The sequence below is a fragment of the Marinobacterium sp. xm-d-579 genome, assembly GCF_013282935.1.
In the GTDB taxonomy this organism is placed as follows: domain Bacteria; phylum Pseudomonadota; class Gammaproteobacteria; order Pseudomonadales; family Balneatricaceae; genus Marinobacterium_E.
Window position 1 is genome coordinate 678,265 of record NZ_WBYP01000002.1, and the last position, 14,228, is coordinate 692,492.

At 48.5% G+C, this 14,228-nt stretch carries 17 protein-coding genes; 6 read left to right on the forward strand and 11 right to left on the reverse strand.

Annotated elements, in window-relative coordinates; translation table 11 throughout:
- Positions 1-3: 3 nt before the first annotated feature.
- The 8 genes from tolR to XMD579_RS06920 form a co-directional block, all read right to left on the reverse strand.
- Positions 4-420 carry a protein TolR gene (gene tolR, locus XMD579_RS06885; RefSeq protein WP_173482082.1) on the reverse strand — a complete coding sequence of 139 codons (417 nt, stop codon included), beginning with the start codon at positions 418-420 and terminating at the stop codon, positions 4-6.
- A gap of 9 nt (positions 421-429) precedes the next feature.
- The gene (tolQ, locus tag XMD579_RS06890) at positions 430-1,107 is read right to left on the reverse strand and encodes a protein TolQ (RefSeq protein WP_173482083.1); all 678 of its coding nucleotides are present in this window, start codon (positions 1,105-1,107) and stop codon (positions 430-432) included.
- 12 nt (positions 1,108-1,119) lie between these two features.
- A complete protein-coding gene (ybgC, locus tag XMD579_RS06895; RefSeq protein ID WP_173482084.1) occupies positions 1,120-1,536 on the reverse strand; it encodes a tol-pal system-associated acyl-CoA thioesterase in 417 nt (138 codons plus the stop codon).
- 6 nt (positions 1,537-1,542) lie between these two features.
- Positions 1,543-2,556 (reverse strand): Holliday junction branch migration DNA helicase RuvB, encoded by a 1,014-nt coding sequence (gene ruvB / locus XMD579_RS06900; protein ID WP_173482085.1) that lies wholly within the window; start codon positions 2,554-2,556, stop codon positions 1,543-1,545.
- A gap of 1 nt (position 2,557) precedes the next feature.
- Entirely contained in the window at positions 2,558-3,190 is a 633-nt protein-coding gene (gene ruvA, locus XMD579_RS06905) for a Holliday junction branch migration protein RuvA (RefSeq protein WP_173482086.1), read from the reverse strand.
- 45 nt (positions 3,191-3,235) lie between these two features.
- Entirely contained in the window at positions 3,236-3,754 is a 519-nt protein-coding gene (gene ruvC, locus XMD579_RS06910) for a crossover junction endodeoxyribonuclease RuvC (RefSeq protein WP_173484071.1), read from the reverse strand.
- Between the two features lie 341 nt (positions 3,755-4,095).
- A complete protein-coding gene (gene aspS / locus XMD579_RS06915; RefSeq protein ID WP_173506123.1) occupies positions 4,096-5,859 on the reverse strand; it encodes an aspartate--tRNA ligase in 1,764 nt (587 codons plus the stop codon).
- Positions 5,860-6,097: 238 nt separating this feature from the next.
- On the reverse strand, positions 6,098-6,541 hold the full coding sequence (locus tag XMD579_RS06920; protein ID WP_173482089.1) for an HIT domain-containing protein: 444 nt from the start codon (positions 6,539-6,541) through the stop codon (positions 6,098-6,100).
- Between the two features lie 53 nt (positions 6,542-6,594).
- Between XMD579_RS06920 and XMD579_RS06925 the strand changes: the two genes are divergently transcribed.
- A complete protein-coding gene (locus tag XMD579_RS06925) occupies positions 6,595-7,722 on the forward strand; it encodes a GNAT family N-acetyltransferase (protein ID WP_173482090.1) in 1,128 nt (375 codons plus the stop codon).
- Positions 7,723-7,769: 47 nt separating this feature from the next.
- Entirely contained in the window at positions 7,770-8,138 is a 369-nt protein-coding gene (locus tag XMD579_RS06930) for a hypothetical protein (protein ID WP_173482091.1), read from the forward strand.
- An 8-nt stretch (positions 8,139-8,146) separates the two neighbouring features.
- Here the strand turns inward: XMD579_RS06930 and XMD579_RS06935 are convergent, their stop codons facing one another.
- The 3 genes from XMD579_RS06935 to fabV all read right to left on the reverse strand — a co-directional run bounded on the left by XMD579_RS06935 (position 8,147) and on the right by fabV (position 10,865).
- Positions 8,147-8,332 carry a hypothetical protein gene (locus XMD579_RS06935; RefSeq protein ID WP_173482092.1) on the reverse strand — a complete coding sequence of 62 codons (186 nt, stop codon included), beginning with the start codon at positions 8,330-8,332 and terminating at the stop codon, positions 8,147-8,149.
- A gap of 85 nt (positions 8,333-8,417) precedes the next feature.
- Positions 8,418-9,503: a ferrochelatase gene (gene hemH / locus XMD579_RS06940; RefSeq protein ID WP_173482093.1), complete on the reverse strand. Its 1,086-nt coding sequence runs from the start codon at positions 9,501-9,503 to the stop codon at positions 8,418-8,420.
- A 168-nt stretch (positions 9,504-9,671) separates the two neighbouring features.
- Positions 9,672-10,865, reverse strand: coding sequence for an enoyl-ACP reductase FabV (gene fabV, locus XMD579_RS06945; protein ID WP_173484072.1), 1,194 nt, complete (start codon positions 10,863-10,865; stop codon positions 9,672-9,674).
- Positions 10,866-11,011: 146 nt separating this feature from the next.
- On the opposite strand from fabV, the gene XMD579_RS06950 reads away from it, so the two are divergent.
- The 4 genes from XMD579_RS06950 to arsC all read left to right on the forward strand — a co-directional run bounded on the left by XMD579_RS06950 (position 11,012) and on the right by arsC (position 14,228).
- On the forward strand, positions 11,012-11,446 hold the full coding sequence (locus tag XMD579_RS06950) for a MaoC family dehydratase (protein ID WP_173483480.1): 435 nt from the start codon (positions 11,012-11,014) through the stop codon (positions 11,444-11,446).
- A 141-nt stretch (positions 11,447-11,587) separates the two neighbouring features.
- Positions 11,588-12,073, forward strand: a complete 486-nt coding sequence (locus XMD579_RS06955; RefSeq protein ID WP_173482096.1) for a DUF523 domain-containing protein — start codon at positions 11,588-11,590, stop codon at positions 12,071-12,073.
- Positions 12,074-12,152: 79 nt separating this feature from the next.
- Positions 12,153-13,871, forward strand: coding sequence for a proline--tRNA ligase (locus tag XMD579_RS06960; protein ID WP_173482097.1), 1,719 nt, complete (start codon positions 12,153-12,155; stop codon positions 13,869-13,871).
- 12 nt (positions 13,872-13,883) lie between these two features.
- Positions 13,884-14,228 carry an arsenate reductase (glutaredoxin) gene (arsC, locus tag XMD579_RS06965; RefSeq protein ID WP_173482098.1) on the forward strand — a complete coding sequence of 115 codons (345 nt, stop codon included), beginning with the start codon at positions 13,884-13,886 and terminating at the stop codon, positions 14,226-14,228.

Genomic DNA, 14,228 nt, shown 5'->3' on the forward strand with positions numbered 1-14,228 from the left:
GATCTACTCCGTCACCAAACCGACTCGTTCAGCTCCAGCACCCTGTAACAGCACCATTAACTGAACCACCTGATCATAGCTCGCTTGACGATCACCTCGAACCAACATCATTTTTCCAGGGTTAACCGAGAGTATCTGCCTGATCTGACCCGCTATCTGTTCGGCACTTTTAGGAACCGTCTCATCTTCACCCAAATTGATGTAGTAAAGTCCTTCTGCATCAACCGTCACGATCAATGGCTCTTCATCTTGAGTCTCTACAGGCTCAGAGGAGGCTTTCGGGAGTTCCACATCAACGCCTTGAGTCAACATAGGAGCTGTCACCATAAAGATAATCAGCAGAACCAAGGTCACATCGATATAGGGTACGACGTTAATCTCTGCATTCAATTTGCGCTTTGTGCGCTGACGCCTAATCATCTTTTACCCTTAACGAGCATGAACGCGACGGTAAAGAATGCTAGAGAACTCATCGGCAAAGGTTTCGTAACTGTTCAACAGAGAATCCACCGATGCTGAGTAACGGTTGTAGGCCACCACGGCCGGAATCGCCGCAAACAGACCTATAGCCGTCGCGACCAAGGCTTCTGAAATACCCGGCGCTACCGAGGCAAGGGTCGCCTGCTGAACGTTAGCCAGACCACGAAACGCATTCATGATACCCCACACGGTTCCAAACAGACCGACATAGGGGCTGGTAGAACCCACCGTTGCAAGGAAAGGAAGGTGCGCTTCGAGCTTCTCCTCTTCACGTGCCATTGCGACACGCATGGCTCGCTGCACACCGTTCATCACCATATCCGGATCAGCATTTGACTGCTGTGTCAGACGTGTAAACTCTTTGAGTCCAGCACGGAAAATATTTTCAGCTCCGCTCTCTGAATTAGGTTCAGCATTGGCTTCGCGGTAGAGCTGACCTAAATCAGCACCCGACCAAAAACGCTCTTCAAATGCTTTAAACGCTTTTTGTGCACCGCTAATGACGCGGCGACGTTGAAAGATAACAACCCAAGATAAAAACGAAGCCGCCAAAAGCGACAACATAACTAACTGGACGACGAAACTCGCACCAAATACGAGACTCCAAATCGACAGCTGATCTTCCACACTCAACTCCTGTTAATCCCAAGCTTCCGGATGCGCTTGGGTGATTGATGTAATTAACTCTTTTGGCCAGCGTTTCGGACGCATGGCTCCAGTGACGGATATCACTTCAACTTCTGCTTGGCAGAGGACTCTATCAGATCCCTCCTTAACAACAGCTTGCAGAAATTTAACACGTGCACCTTGCGGTTTTTTGACGGTTGTTCTGACAATTAACGAATCATCAAGCCTAGCCGGCGCTAAATATTGCGCCTCCACCGAACCAACCACAAAAATCAAATTTTGCTGTGACAGTTCGTGCTGCGACCAACCCGCCGAACGCAACAACTCCGTCCGAGCACGCTCCATAAATTTTAGATAATTAACGTAGTAAACAATACCGCCAAAATCGGTATCTTCTATGTAGACTCTGACAGGCCACTGAAACGCCATAATAAACTAGTTTCCTTCAGGCTTATCGACACCAAAGTATCGGTAAGCATGGTCGGTTAGCACCCGCCCTCTTGGCGTGCGCATGACAAAACCTTGCTGAATCAAATAGGGCTCGAGAACGTCTTCGATGGTGTCACGCTCTTCGCTAATGGCTGCCGCAAGACTGTCCACACCAACAGGACCACCACCAAACTTTTCTAGCATGGCGAGCAGCATTCGACGGTCCATGTGATCAAAACCATGTTGATCGACATTGAGCATATTCAATGCCAGATCAGCCATCTCTTCGGTGATACGCCCATCCCCTTTCACTTCAGAGAAGTCACGTGCACGGCGCAGGAGCCGGTTGGCAATACGAGGAGTACCGCGAGAACGACGTGCAATCTCGTGCGCACCACCCTCATCGATTTCAGAACCACTTAAACGTGCCGTTCGCATGACAATATTGGTCAGATCGGCAATCGAATAGAACTCTAACCGCTGCACAATACCGAAACGATCACGCAGTGGTGACGTCAATAAGCCGGCACGTGTCGTAGCACCGACTAACGTAAAGGGGGGCAGTTCCAGTTTGATCGATCGTGCAGCTGGGCCTTCACCGATCATGATATCGAGCTGGTAGTCCTCCATCGCGGGATAGAGTACCTCTTCGACACTGGCACTGAGTCGATGAATCTCGTCTATGAAGAGCACATCTCCCGGCTCAAGATTGGTCAGAAGAGCTGCAATATCACCCGCTTTCTCTAAAACAGGGCCAGAGGTGGTTTTAATTTCACTGCCCATCTCATTGGCAATAATATTGGCCAGTGTGGTTTTACCCAATCCTGGCGGGCCAAAGATCAGAGTATGATCCAGTGCTTCATTACGCTTGCGAGCGGCATGGATGAAGATCTCCATCTGCTCTCGAACTTGCGGCTGACCTTCATAGTCTTGAAGTGTCTTAGGGCGAACCGCGCGATCATGCACCTCTTCATTGGGTGTCTTAACCGGCGATATAAAACGATCAGGTTCAATCTGCATCTTAGCTTGCCACCATCATCTTAAGTGCCTGACGAATCAACGATTCTGTATCGGCCGTCTCACCCAATTCGGTGACCGCTTTTTCAATCGCCTTAGTTGCTTGCAGCGGTTTATAACCCAATGCGACCAGTGCCGTCTCTGCATCTGCTCTGTAATCGACGGTAGGCTTCGCATCCACGATGGGCATTGCAAAATCACTCAGTTCCGCTTCAACACGGGTCGGTAGCTCAAGTCGATCCAGCTTATCCTTCATCTCGATGATTAAACGCTCAGCGGTTTTTTTACCGACACCCGGCAGACGTACCAGGGCTGTACTGTCCTCATGCTGAACCGTTCGAATGAACTCTTGGACGGAGATACCCGAAAGAATGGTCAACGCCAACTTAGGCCCCACCCCATTCACCTTGATCAGGGTTCGAAACAGAGTGCGTTCGTTTTTGTCGGCAAATCCATAAAGAAGCTGTGCATCTTCACGCACAACGAAGTGTGTATACAGCGTTACAAAGGTGCCGACATCCGGCAATTTGTAGAAGGTATTCATGGACGCTTCCAGTTCATAACCGACACCGGAAACATCTATCAGCAATTCAGGAGGTGACTTCTCTACCAATTCACCTGTTAAACGACCTATCACAATCTGACCTCAATAAAGTAACGCATTGATATTATTCGAAAGCATCTACAATCTCCATCGCCCTTTTACTGAACGACGAGTTCCCGCTGTCGCTATTAAGCCTTGACGGGTATAGGCATGACAAAGTGCGATGGCCAACCCATCAGCCGCATCGATCTGTGGCAACCCCGGAAGTGACAAAATACGTTGCACCATCATCTGGACCTGCCCCTTATCCGCAGCGCCAGTTCCAGCTACTGCCTGCTTCACCAGGCGTGCCGCATATTCATGAACCTCTACGCCTCGATTGACGGCCGCTACGATAGCTGCCCCTCTAGCCTGCCCGAGCTTAAGCGCAGAGTCAGCGTTACGAGACATAAAGACCTGCTCTATCGCACACTCTTGAGGCTGGTAGCGCTCAATCAGTTCAGAGACACCGCTAAAGACTTGGTTTAACTTATCAGGAAGGGTCGCATCTGCGATTTTGATACAACCACTGGCAACGTACTCAGCCTTATTACCCTGAGCATTGATGATGCCGTATCCGGTAATTCTTGAACCTGGGTCGATTCCCAATATCAGCATCGGTCGCCTGTCGTAGAGATTGTTGTAATGCTGTATATACTAACAGTAGTTGTGATTGAGACCAATACCTTAAACAGACAGCGGTTGACAGGCTAAAGCCAGTCACCGGAGCATTAAATTCGATTAGCAAGTCCAATCGATCGCGGTTTGGCGCGGGGCGCCAATACGCTCCTATAGTAGGACTTTGCAACGATCTCTCTGCGTAGCTCGACTGTAGGAGCGAATTTGAGCGCAGCGAAAAACCGCGATCAACTCGCATCTGCGAGTTGTAAGTCTTTCAGCATTTTCCAGAGACACAAAAAAACCGGCTTACCGCCGGTTTTTTTTAATCAAACACTCGATTAAGGTGTTTTACGCAACTTGATGTTTAGATCACGCAGTTGAGCCGCGCTCACTTCTCCCGGTGCTTCAGTCATTGGACAAGCCGCTGACTGAGTTTTAGGGAAGGCGATCACTTCACGAATCGAAGTAGAACCCGTCATCAGCATAATCAGACGGTCAAGACCAAATGCCAGACCCGCGTGTGGTGGCGCACCAAACTTAAGCGCGTTCAATAGGAATCCAAACTTCTCGTCCGCCTCTTCATCACTGATACCCAGTACTTTGAAGACCGCTTTCTGCATCTCTTGATCGTGGATACGAACCGAACCACCACCAAGCTCACAACCGTTAAGAACCATGTCGTAGGCACGTGACAGCTGACCTTCAGGCTGAGCAATCAACTCTTCTGGTGAACAGCTCGGTGCTGTGAATGGGTGGTGAAGCGCTGTCATGCTGCCATCGGAGTTCTCTTCGAACATTGGGAAGTCGACAACCCATAGTGGCGCCCACTCACGCTCAAGCATGTTAAGGTCTTCACCCACTTTGATACGCAGCGCACCCAAGGCTTCGTTAACGATGTTGGCTTTATCCGCACCGAAGAAGACAAGATCACCATCTTTCGCTTCAAGGCGCTCCATAATCTGCAGCGCAATCTCTGCACCCAAGAACTTAACGATTGGAGACTGAAGGCCTTCAGCGCCAGCCGCTAGATCATTCACTTTGATCCACGCCAAACCTTTCGCACCGTAGATTGATACATACTTAGTGTACTCATCAATCTGCTTACGAGTCAGCTCAGAACCGCCCGGTACTTTAAGAGCCGCGACGCGACCTTTTGGATCCGTTGCTGGGCCAGCAAACACTTTAAAGTCGACAGTTGCGACCAGATCTGCAACATCAACCAGCTCCATAGGAATACGCAGGTCTGGCTTATCAGAACCAAAACACTGCATCGCCTCAGAGTATGGCATGTGCGGGAACTCTCCTAGATCGATGTTCAATTGATCTTTGAACAGGCCACGGATCATATTTTCAGTGATTGCCATCACCTCGTGCTCATCAAGGAATGAGGTCTCGATATCGATCTGAGTGAACTCTGGCTGACGATCAGCACGCAGGTCTTCATCACGGAAACACTTAGCAATTTGGTAGTAGCGATCAAAGCCAGAGACCATCAGCAGTTGTTTAAACAGCTGTGGTGACTGAGGCAGTGCGAAGAAGCTACCTTCATGAGTACGGCTTGGGACTAGGTAGTCACGTGCACCCTCTGGTGTAGCACGAGTCAGAATCGGCGTTTCGATATCTAGGAAACCTTGATCTTCAAGGTAAGCACGAACCTGGTGAGTCACTTTAGAGCGGAAACGAAGCTTCTCTTGAATCTCTGGACGGCGGAGATCGACGTAGCGGTGACGAAGACGAACATCTTCACCCACTTGCTGGTGCTCATCCAACTGAAAAGGAGGAGTTTCAGCCTTGTTCAGGATGATCAGCTCTTTACCCAGCACCTCGATAGCACCCGTTGGCATATCCGGGTTGGAAGTACCCTCTGGCCGAGCACGAACAAGGCCTTTAACCTCAACTACGAACTCGTTACGGCAGCTATCCGCCAACGCGAAACTCTCTTCGCGATCTGGATCAAACACAACCTGTGTCAAACCCTCACGATCACGAAGATCTAGGAAGATTACGCCACCGTGGTCACGACGACGGTGCACCCAACCTGCCAGGGTAATTTCTTGTCCAATATGTTCTTCACGAAGATCGCCGCAATAGTGGCTGCGCATAACTCTGCTGTCCTATCTACTAAAACCCGCTGAAACGAGTATTAACTAAAATGGTTAGGCCTATGGCCGAAAGGCGAGAATTATACCTGAATTAACAGGCTATTACAGGGCAATTTTTGGTATTTCAAAGAGTATCTTGTGGATTCTAGAGCGGGTGACAGGCTTAAGGCCTGTCACCTTTGGGACGTCAAACTATCTACGAAGAGCGGTAACTGGTTTTCAACCTGTCAAACGCTGATTATACCGCTCTAAACTCAACTTCACCGGTTAACAAGGCATCCAAACGCTCTTTGACAGAGGCTAGCTCATCTGAGCTGTAAGGCTGTGCTGGCACTTTCCCCCAGACTGGTCCTGGCCAAGCAGGATCACTCTCTAACCGGGCGATAACATGTATATGCAATTGGGAAACCATGTTACCTAGATTCGCAACATTCATCTTTTTGGCCGCGAAGATATCGGATAACGCTTGAGCCAGTGCACTGGTCTCCAGCAGCATCTGCTGTTGATCCTCTGCACTGAGATGGTAGATCTCTGTCATACCCGCACGACGAGGTACAAGAATCAGCCAAGGATATTGGCTATCATTCATCAGCAAAACCGAAGAGAGCGGGAAATCACCCAACTTAATCGTATCCGCAGCAAGTTGAGCATCTAGCTGAAATTCGAGTTCTAGTTCATCCATTTCTATATACTCCTCGTAACGACCTAACCTTTTCTTAAATATAGACCAAGCAGATGGAAATTAGGACTCATCAATCCATTAATAGTATTGATAAGCATCGTTGGAATGAACTTAAGGATTCCGACTATCCCTTTCTGCGTCATGAATTCTTGGCCGCGATGGAACATTCAGGGTCTGTTTCGACGGAACAGGGTTGGCAACCCTGTCACTTAGAATTAATTGAGGAGGGTGAGACGATTATCTATCTCCCTCTCTATATTAAATACCACTCTTGGGGTGAGTATGTTTTTGATCAGAGTTGGGCAAACGCTTTCCATCAATCCGGCTTAAACTACTATCCAAAGCTTCTAAGCGCAGTCCCTTTTACGCCATCAACCGGCCCGAGATGGGTAGGTAAACTGAAAGCTGAAGAGTCTCTACAGAGAATATCCCAAGCGATTAAAACCTTTGCTAGCGAGTACAAATTAGAGAGCTGGCACCTTCTCTTTCCAAACGACTCATCGATAAAAAGCGCTCTGCCTAGGGATTTGTTAATCAGAAGCGGACTGCAGTATCAGTGGTTTAATAGAGATTATCGTGACTTTAACCACTTCCTAGAAGGGCTCACTTCTCGAAAACGCAAAGAGCTGCGTAAAGAGCGCGAAAAAACCGAGGCGTTTAAATTCATTCACCTCTCAGGTTCAGATATTACCCAAGATCAACTTCAGCAGTTTTACGAACTCTACTCACTCACCTACCTTAAACGGGGACGTGAGCCCTACCTAAATGAGAGTTTCTTTACCGAATTAGTGCACACCATGCCCGAGCAGATGCTGTTTGTCTTTGCACAACTTGACGGAAAAATCGTTGCGGGCGCCCTATCCTTCCATGACAGCAGTACGCTCTATGGTCGCTATTGGGGCTGTTATGAAGAGTATGACGCGCTGCACTTCGAGACCTGCTACTACCAGGGGATCGACTACTGCATTGCACGACAGCTCAAGCGCTTTGACTCAGGTGCACAGGGAGAACATAAGATTAAGCGCGGTTTTGAACCTATATTTACTCACTCTGTACATTGGGTTAATCACCCAGAATTTCACAAAGCGATCGCTAACTTCGTTGATGAGGAGCGGGACTATCTGTCATCACAAAAATCTTACTTATCTGAAAGACTTCCGTTTAAGAACACAGATTTATAGTCTACTCTTATGAAAAGATTCCAGACAATCCATTTAACGGACTAAACATGACACTGCTCAACCAGCTCAAAGACGCTTATCTTATTCGTGACCTTGTAGAAGGAAAGATACGTTACTTTTGGGAATTCCCCTCTGGAGAGCGCGCCAGCGAACTACTGGTCTCTTATGATGCGGCTTATGACTGGTGGCGACAGGCGATTCATGATGCCTATGAAGGCCCCGAACGTCGTACTTCACCTTTTGATCGACGCGCTAACAGTGTTAAACGCGCCAGCGAGGTCAAACATGGGCAAGTGACCGTTCAGTCTTACGGTGGGCGACGCACAACTGATACGCCACCGAAAATTAGAGAGGATCGAGCTGAAGCTAAAATTGAGAGGTTAAAGTCCCAGCTGTCGCATTGGAGTGATCAATAAACGAGCAATCAGTGCAGTGGGGTTTCGTACTTTTTCTGAATCGCAATCAATTGAGGCTGAATATCGAGTGGGGCGTACTTGATCGCTTGATCAAACAGCTCTTTGTTCGCCTCTGATAATCGCTCATCTTCGTCCATCTGTGACAACTGACTCATCGCTTCAAGAAATTTAGGGTGCGGTTTCGTAGCAGACATCACAGACCTCCTGATCCAATAGATTAGATTCTATTGTGGCCTAAAGTATTCACTAGGCAAAGTGCTTTTTAGCGCAGAACAAACTCTACTGTTCCGCGCCTTTAGCTTTGGCTTCGGATGCTCGTAATTGATAATCATCTTCAGGTTTGGAGATCCACCCTTGAAGTTCACGATCAATCAATCCACACAGCATGTTAATGTGTGATGCATCAGAGTTTAGCGCTTCAATGTATTCATAACGCTCACCACCCGCCTCTTCGAAATATTCGCGGTTCTCTTCACCGATCTCTTCAATGGTCTCAAGACAATCAGACGAAAACCCAGGGCAGACCACCTGAACAGATTTCACACCCTGGCCAGGTAGGGATTTAAGCGTCTCATCAGTATATGGCTTCAACCACTCTTCGCGACCAAATCGAGACTGGAAGCAGGTCATGTACTCCCCCTCTTCTAACCCCAAACGATCGGCAATCAGTCGTGTCGTTTTATGACACTGACAGTGGTACGGATCGCCATTTAAAAGGTATCGTTTTGGTACACCATGATAAGAGAGAATGAGTTTATCCGCTCGCCCATGCTCAGCCCAATGAGCTTGGATCTTCTCTGCTACCGCCTCAATGTAAGCAGGTTCATCAGCGTACTGCTGAATAAAACGGAAATCTGGAATCAGACGGCGTTTTTGAAAATCACTCGCTACCGCATCAAAGGTAGAAGCGGTCGTTGAAGCGCTGTATTGCGGATAGAGTGGCAACACTACTAACTTTCGAACACCCGCTTCTTGCATGCGATCTAGCACTGATTCAATCGATGGATTGCCATAACGCATCGCAAAATCAACCACGACGCGATCGCCATACAGCGATTCAAAATGGTTACGGATAGCTTCTGTCTGATTTTTAGTATGAGTAAGAAGCGGTGAGCCTTCGTCCGTCCACACGGTTGAGTAGGCTTCAGCAGAACGCTTCGGGCGTATATTTAAGATGATAAGATTGAGAACCATCCACCAAATTGGACGCGGAACTTCCACGACACGAGGATCCCAAAGAAACTCCTTAAGGTAGCGTTTAAGCGCTTTGGGAGTCGGTGCATCCGGTGTACCCAGATTGGTCACAAGGACGCCGATTTTATCTTTCTGGCTATGAGAAAATTTTGGAAAGCCTTTGTATTTCATCTAAAAAACGCTCTAAATGTTTGATGGTGACAGTGTAGCCAATCTTATGTGAGTGCACCAAGACTGAAATCAGAAAAATCCATACGCACTCTATGGGCTTTACGATCACCTGTAGCAACTGACAATAAAAAACCGGCACATAGCCGGTTTTTTTTGAGTTGACTTGTATTAAGACAATTCGAGTGGCTTGAACGGAACCAAAGTATCCACTTCAGCGTCGTAATCAACACCGTCAATACCGAAGCCGAACAGCTTCAAGAACTCATCTTTGTAGAGTTGGTAATCGGTCAATTCAAACAGATTTTCAGAAGTGACATCTGGCCATAGGGCTTTACACGCCGTTTGAATACTGCCACGAAGCTCCCAATCATCTAGACGGAAGCGGTTGCCTTCGTCCATTTCGCAGCTGTCACCGTAGAGACCGGTGCGGAATAGTCGGTCAATCTGCTCTTGGCACCCTTCATGAACACCTTCAGCACGCATGATTTTGAACACCATAGCTAGATAGAGTGGCATCACAGGAATAGCAGACGAGGCCTGTGTCACAACGGACTTAAGAACCCCTACGTTTGCTTGACCACCCTTTTTCGACAAGCGCGCATTCAATTCAGAGGCAGCACGATCCAAATCCTGCTTCGCTTTACCAAGGGTACCGTGCCAGTAGATCGGCCAAGTGATATCGGTACCAATGTAGCTGTAAGCAACGGTTTTAGCACCGTCAGCCAAAACTCCTGCTTCATCCAGAGCTTCGATCCAAAGCTCCCAATCCTGACCGCCCATCACTTTGACGGTTGCGTCGATCTCTTCTTGATTGGCTGGTTCGACTTCCGCTTCGATGATGACATCTTTGTTAGTATCGATCGCTGTTGAACGGTAGACCTCACCGATCGGCTTCAAGGCAGAACGAATCACCTCACCAGAGTCTGGCATTTTACGAACAGGAGACGCCAGCGAATAGACCACAAGATCAATTTGACCTAAGTCCTCTTTGATCATCTCAATGGTTTTCGCTTTCGCTTCATGAGAGAAAGCGTCGCCGTTAATCGATTTAGCGTAAAGCCCTGCTTCGTGGGCCAGCTTTTCAAAACTCGCCGAGTTATACCAACCCGCGGTACCTGGTTTCTTCTCGGTTCCCTCTTTTTCAAAGAAGACACCAATGGTAGAAGCACCCGCACCAAAGGCTGCTGTTATACGTGAACTCAAACCATAACCCGATGATGCACCTACAATAAGTACACGCTTAGGACCATCAATCGTTCCTTGCGCTTGAGTCTTCGCAATTTGCTCGCGAACGTTTGCTTCACAGCCTGTTGGGTGAGTTGTTGTGCAGATGAAACCGCGAATTTTTGGTTTAATGATCATGGTAGAAAGTTTAGTCCATTCAATATAACGAAACGCAAAGATACCTGATTTATCCCCACTGGGGAATCTTGCGACCTCTCTTGCACCCCATGAAAAAGTGAGTAACCTGTTGCAAAAACCCAATTCCACACTGTTTAGGATGATTTATGGATAATTTACACGGCTACTACTTAGAAGACCTTGAAGTTGGTATGAGCGACAGTTTTGCAAAGACCATTTCTGAGGCAGATGTCTATGGCTTTGCAGGCATTTCGGGTGACACCAATCCTGTACACATCAACGAAGAGTATGCGGCGACAACTCCATTCGGCCAGCGCATTGCCCACGGCATGCTAAGTGCGGCATTAATCTCTACTGTGGCCGGTACGAAACTTCCTGGACCTGGAGCGATCTATGTTGATCAGCAGATTAAGTTCAAGGCACCCCTTTTTATCGGGCAAACAGCGAGAGCAGAAATCACCGTTAAAGAGATCAATGAACGCCGTCGTCGTGTCCTTTGTGACACCAACGTTTATGTTGGCGACAAGGTAATCGCAACGGGTGAAGCAACCTTTATGGTGGACGCCCGTCCAGAGGCTTAAAGAGCCTAACAGCCTGTGTAAGACCATTGATTGAGACTCACAGGCTGACTTCCCCTTTCCACTTCTGTATGATCGCCAACCACTAAATCGTCGTACAGCGACATCTACGACACAATAATAAAAAAACACGGTCACACATTTATGAATAAAGTGCTTATCAGCGCCTGTCTTTTGGGCGAAAACGTTCGATACGATGGACGTCACAACCTCATTAATCACCCCCTGCTAGAGAGGCTACAAAACGAAGATCGCCTCGTTAGGATCTGTCCCGAGGTCGCCGGTGGTCTCACTGTCCCTCGCCCCTACGCCACTATTGCTCGTCGTATTCCGGTTGAAGTCATCACAGATGAAGGCGAAGACGTTACTCCGCAGTTTGTTCTTGGCGCCGAGCTCACAGCAGAACTGGCAAAGCGAGAGGGGTGCGTTGCGGCTTTGATGAAAGCAGATAGCCCAGCCTGTGGTAATCGCGACATCTCAGGCGCTGCCTTCAGTGGTAAAGAGGCGTCTGGCGCTGGTATTGCAGCGCAAGAGGTCATTGAGTCTGGCATCCCAGTCTTTAATGAGACGGAAATTGATCGCTTAGAAGCGATGTTAGAAGAGCTAGATTTAGTATCTGAAACCGCATAATTGTTTTTAAAACTTGTAGCCGAAAGAGCCCATCCTTAAACTATGGGCTCTTTTTATTTGAGCTGGAAACAATTTCACCATGCGTGCTAGTCAATTTCTTATTGCGACCGTCAAAGAGACTCCTGCTGATGCAGAGGTTATCAGTCATCAGTTAATGCTTCGTGCGGGCCTCATCCGCAAACTGGCATCAGGCCTATACACCTGGCTACCGATGGGTCTTAAAACACTGCGCAAGGTTGAAAAGATCATTCGCGAAGAGCTCGATGCTTCGGGTGCTCAGGAGCTACTGATGCCTGCGATTCAGCCGGCTGAATTGTGGCAAGAGTCAGGCCGCTGGGAACAGTACGGACCTGAACTGCTCCGTTTGAAAGATCGTCACCAGCGTGATTTCTGTGTTGGACCGACTCACGAAGAGGTGATTACCGATCTGGTTCGCAACCAGCTTAAGAGTTACAAACAGCTACCGGCTAACTTTTACCAAATTCAAACCAAATTCCGTGATGAGATTCGTCCGCGTTTCGGTGTAATGCGCTCACGTGAATTTGTTATGAAGGATGGCTACTCCTTCCACATCAACCAAGAGTCACTACAGAAGACGTACGACGACTACTTTGATGCTTACGTTCGCATCTTCGACCGCCTTAACCTAGATTACCGTCCAGTCATTGCCGATAACGGTTCTATTGGGGGTACCGGCTCTCATGAGTTTCACGTTCTTGCCGCTTCTGGTGAAGATGATATCGCCTTCTCTGACAGCAGCGATTACGCAGCCAATGTTGAAATGGCGGAAGCAATCGCACCTAAAGCCGCTCCGGATGCACCTACAGAAGAGATGCGTTTGGTTGACACGCCTGATGCTAAAACCATTGCCGCGCTCGTTGAACAGCACAACCTACCGATCGAGAAGACGATTAAAACCTTAATGGTCAAAGCGTCGGACGAGGTTGATTCAGAGATCGTTGCCCTTCTGGTTCGTGGCGACCATGAGTTAAATGAGATTAAGGCGGAGAAGCAGCCTGAAGTTGCCTCTCCTCTGACTATGGCGACTGAAGAAGAGATTCGCGCGATTGTGGGCGCTGGTCCAGGCTCCCTTGGTCCAGTCAACCTTCCTATTCCGATCGTTATTGATCGTGCAGTGGCGTGCGCGTCGGACTTTGGTGCCGGTGCTAACATCGATGGTAAACACTATTTCGGAATTAACTGGGAGCGTGATCTTCCAACCCCACGCGTTGCAGACCTTCGCAACGTGCAGGTTGGCGATCCAAGTCCAGACGGCAAAGGTACGCTGAACATTCGTCGCGGTATCGAAGTGGGACACATTTTCCAGTTGGGCTTGAAGTACTCCGAAGCGATGAATGCAACGGTATTGGATGAAAACGGCAAAGCGGTGCCAATGACCATGGGTTGTTACGGTATCGGTGTTACTCGTGTCGTTGCAGCTGCCATTGAGCAGAATCACGATGAGAACGGCATCATCTGGCCAGAATCTCTAGCACCTTTCACCGTTGCTCTAGTACCACTGAACTACGATAAATCTGATGACGTAAAAGCGCTATCGGACAAACTCTACTCAGAACTGAAGGCAAAAGGTGTTGATGTACTACTAGACGACCGAAAAGAGCGCCCAGGGGTTAAATTTGCCGACATGGAGCTAACAGGCATTCCACACCGCCTAGTGATCTCAGACCGAGGCATTGCAGCCGGTCAACTTGAGTACAAAGGTCGACGTGATGCTGAAGCCTCGGATCTTCCACTGGATAACGCAGTGGACGCGCTGATCGCGAAACTGGGCCAATAAGGAACTATTTCAATGAGCATCACTATTCTTCACAACCCTCGCTGCTCTAAATCACGTCAAACTTTGGCACTGGTTGAAGAGCAAGGGGCTGAACTCACCGTTCGTGAGTATTTAAAAGAGCCTCTATCCGCTGATGAGCTTCGTCAATTGATTGCCGCACTGGGTGTAACACCAATCGACCTAGTGCGCACCAAAGAGGATGAGTTCAAGTTGGCCGGTCTGACTAAAGAGTCCTCAGCTGATGCATTGATCGACGCTATGGTTGAGTACCCAAAACTGATGGAGCGTCCCGTTGTGATCAACGGTGACAAGGCGCGCATTGGCCGCCCTCCTGAGCAAGTATTAGAGATTCTGTAA

Bases quoted from the DNA above. Each gene is read 5' to 3' on its own strand.
- tolR (WP_173482082.1), bottom strand. From the start codon at position 420: ATGATTAGGCGTCAGCGCACAAAGCGCAAATTGAATGCAGAGATTAAC.
- ybgC (WP_173482084.1), bottom strand. From the start codon at position 1,536: ATGGCGTTTCAGTGGCCTGTCAGAGTCTACATAGAAGATACCGATTTT.
- ruvB (WP_173482085.1), bottom strand. From the start codon at position 2,556: ATGCAGATTGAACCTGATCGTTTTATATCGCCGGTTAAGACACCCAAT.
- ruvC (WP_173484071.1), bottom strand. From the start codon at position 3,754: ATGCTGATATTGGGAATCGACCCAGGTTCAAGAATTACCGGATACGGC.
- aspS (WP_173506123.1), bottom strand. From the start codon at position 5,859: ATGCGCAGCCACTATTGCGGCGATCTTCGTGAAGAACATATTGGACAA.
- XMD579_RS06920 (WP_173482089.1), bottom strand. From the start codon at position 6,541: ATGGATGAACTAGAACTCGAATTTCAGCTAGATGCTCAACTTGCTGCG.
- XMD579_RS06925 (WP_173482090.1), top strand. From the start codon at position 6,595: ATGGAAATTAGGACTCATCAATCCATTAATAGTATTGATAAGCATCGT.
- XMD579_RS06930 (WP_173482091.1), top strand. From the start codon at position 7,770: ATGACACTGCTCAACCAGCTCAAAGACGCTTATCTTATTCGTGACCTT.
- XMD579_RS06935 (WP_173482092.1), bottom strand. From the start codon at position 8,332: ATGTCTGCTACGAAACCGCACCCTAAATTTCTTGAAGCGATGAGTCAG.
- hemH (WP_173482093.1), bottom strand. From the start codon at position 9,503: ATGAAATACAAAGGCTTTCCAAAATTTTCTCATAGCCAGAAAGATAAA.
- fabV (WP_173484072.1), bottom strand. From the start codon at position 10,865: ATGATCATTAAACCAAAAATTCGCGGTTTCATCTGCACAACAACTCAC.
- XMD579_RS06950 (WP_173483480.1), top strand. From the start codon at position 11,012: ATGGATAATTTACACGGCTACTACTTAGAAGACCTTGAAGTTGGTATG.
- XMD579_RS06955 (WP_173482096.1), top strand. From the start codon at position 11,588: ATGAATAAAGTGCTTATCAGCGCCTGTCTTTTGGGCGAAAACGTTCGA.
- XMD579_RS06960 (WP_173482097.1), top strand. From the start codon at position 12,153: ATGCGTGCTAGTCAATTTCTTATTGCGACCGTCAAAGAGACTCCTGCT.
- arsC (WP_173482098.1), top strand. From the start codon at position 13,884: ATGAGCATCACTATTCTTCACAACCCTCGCTGCTCTAAATCACGTCAA.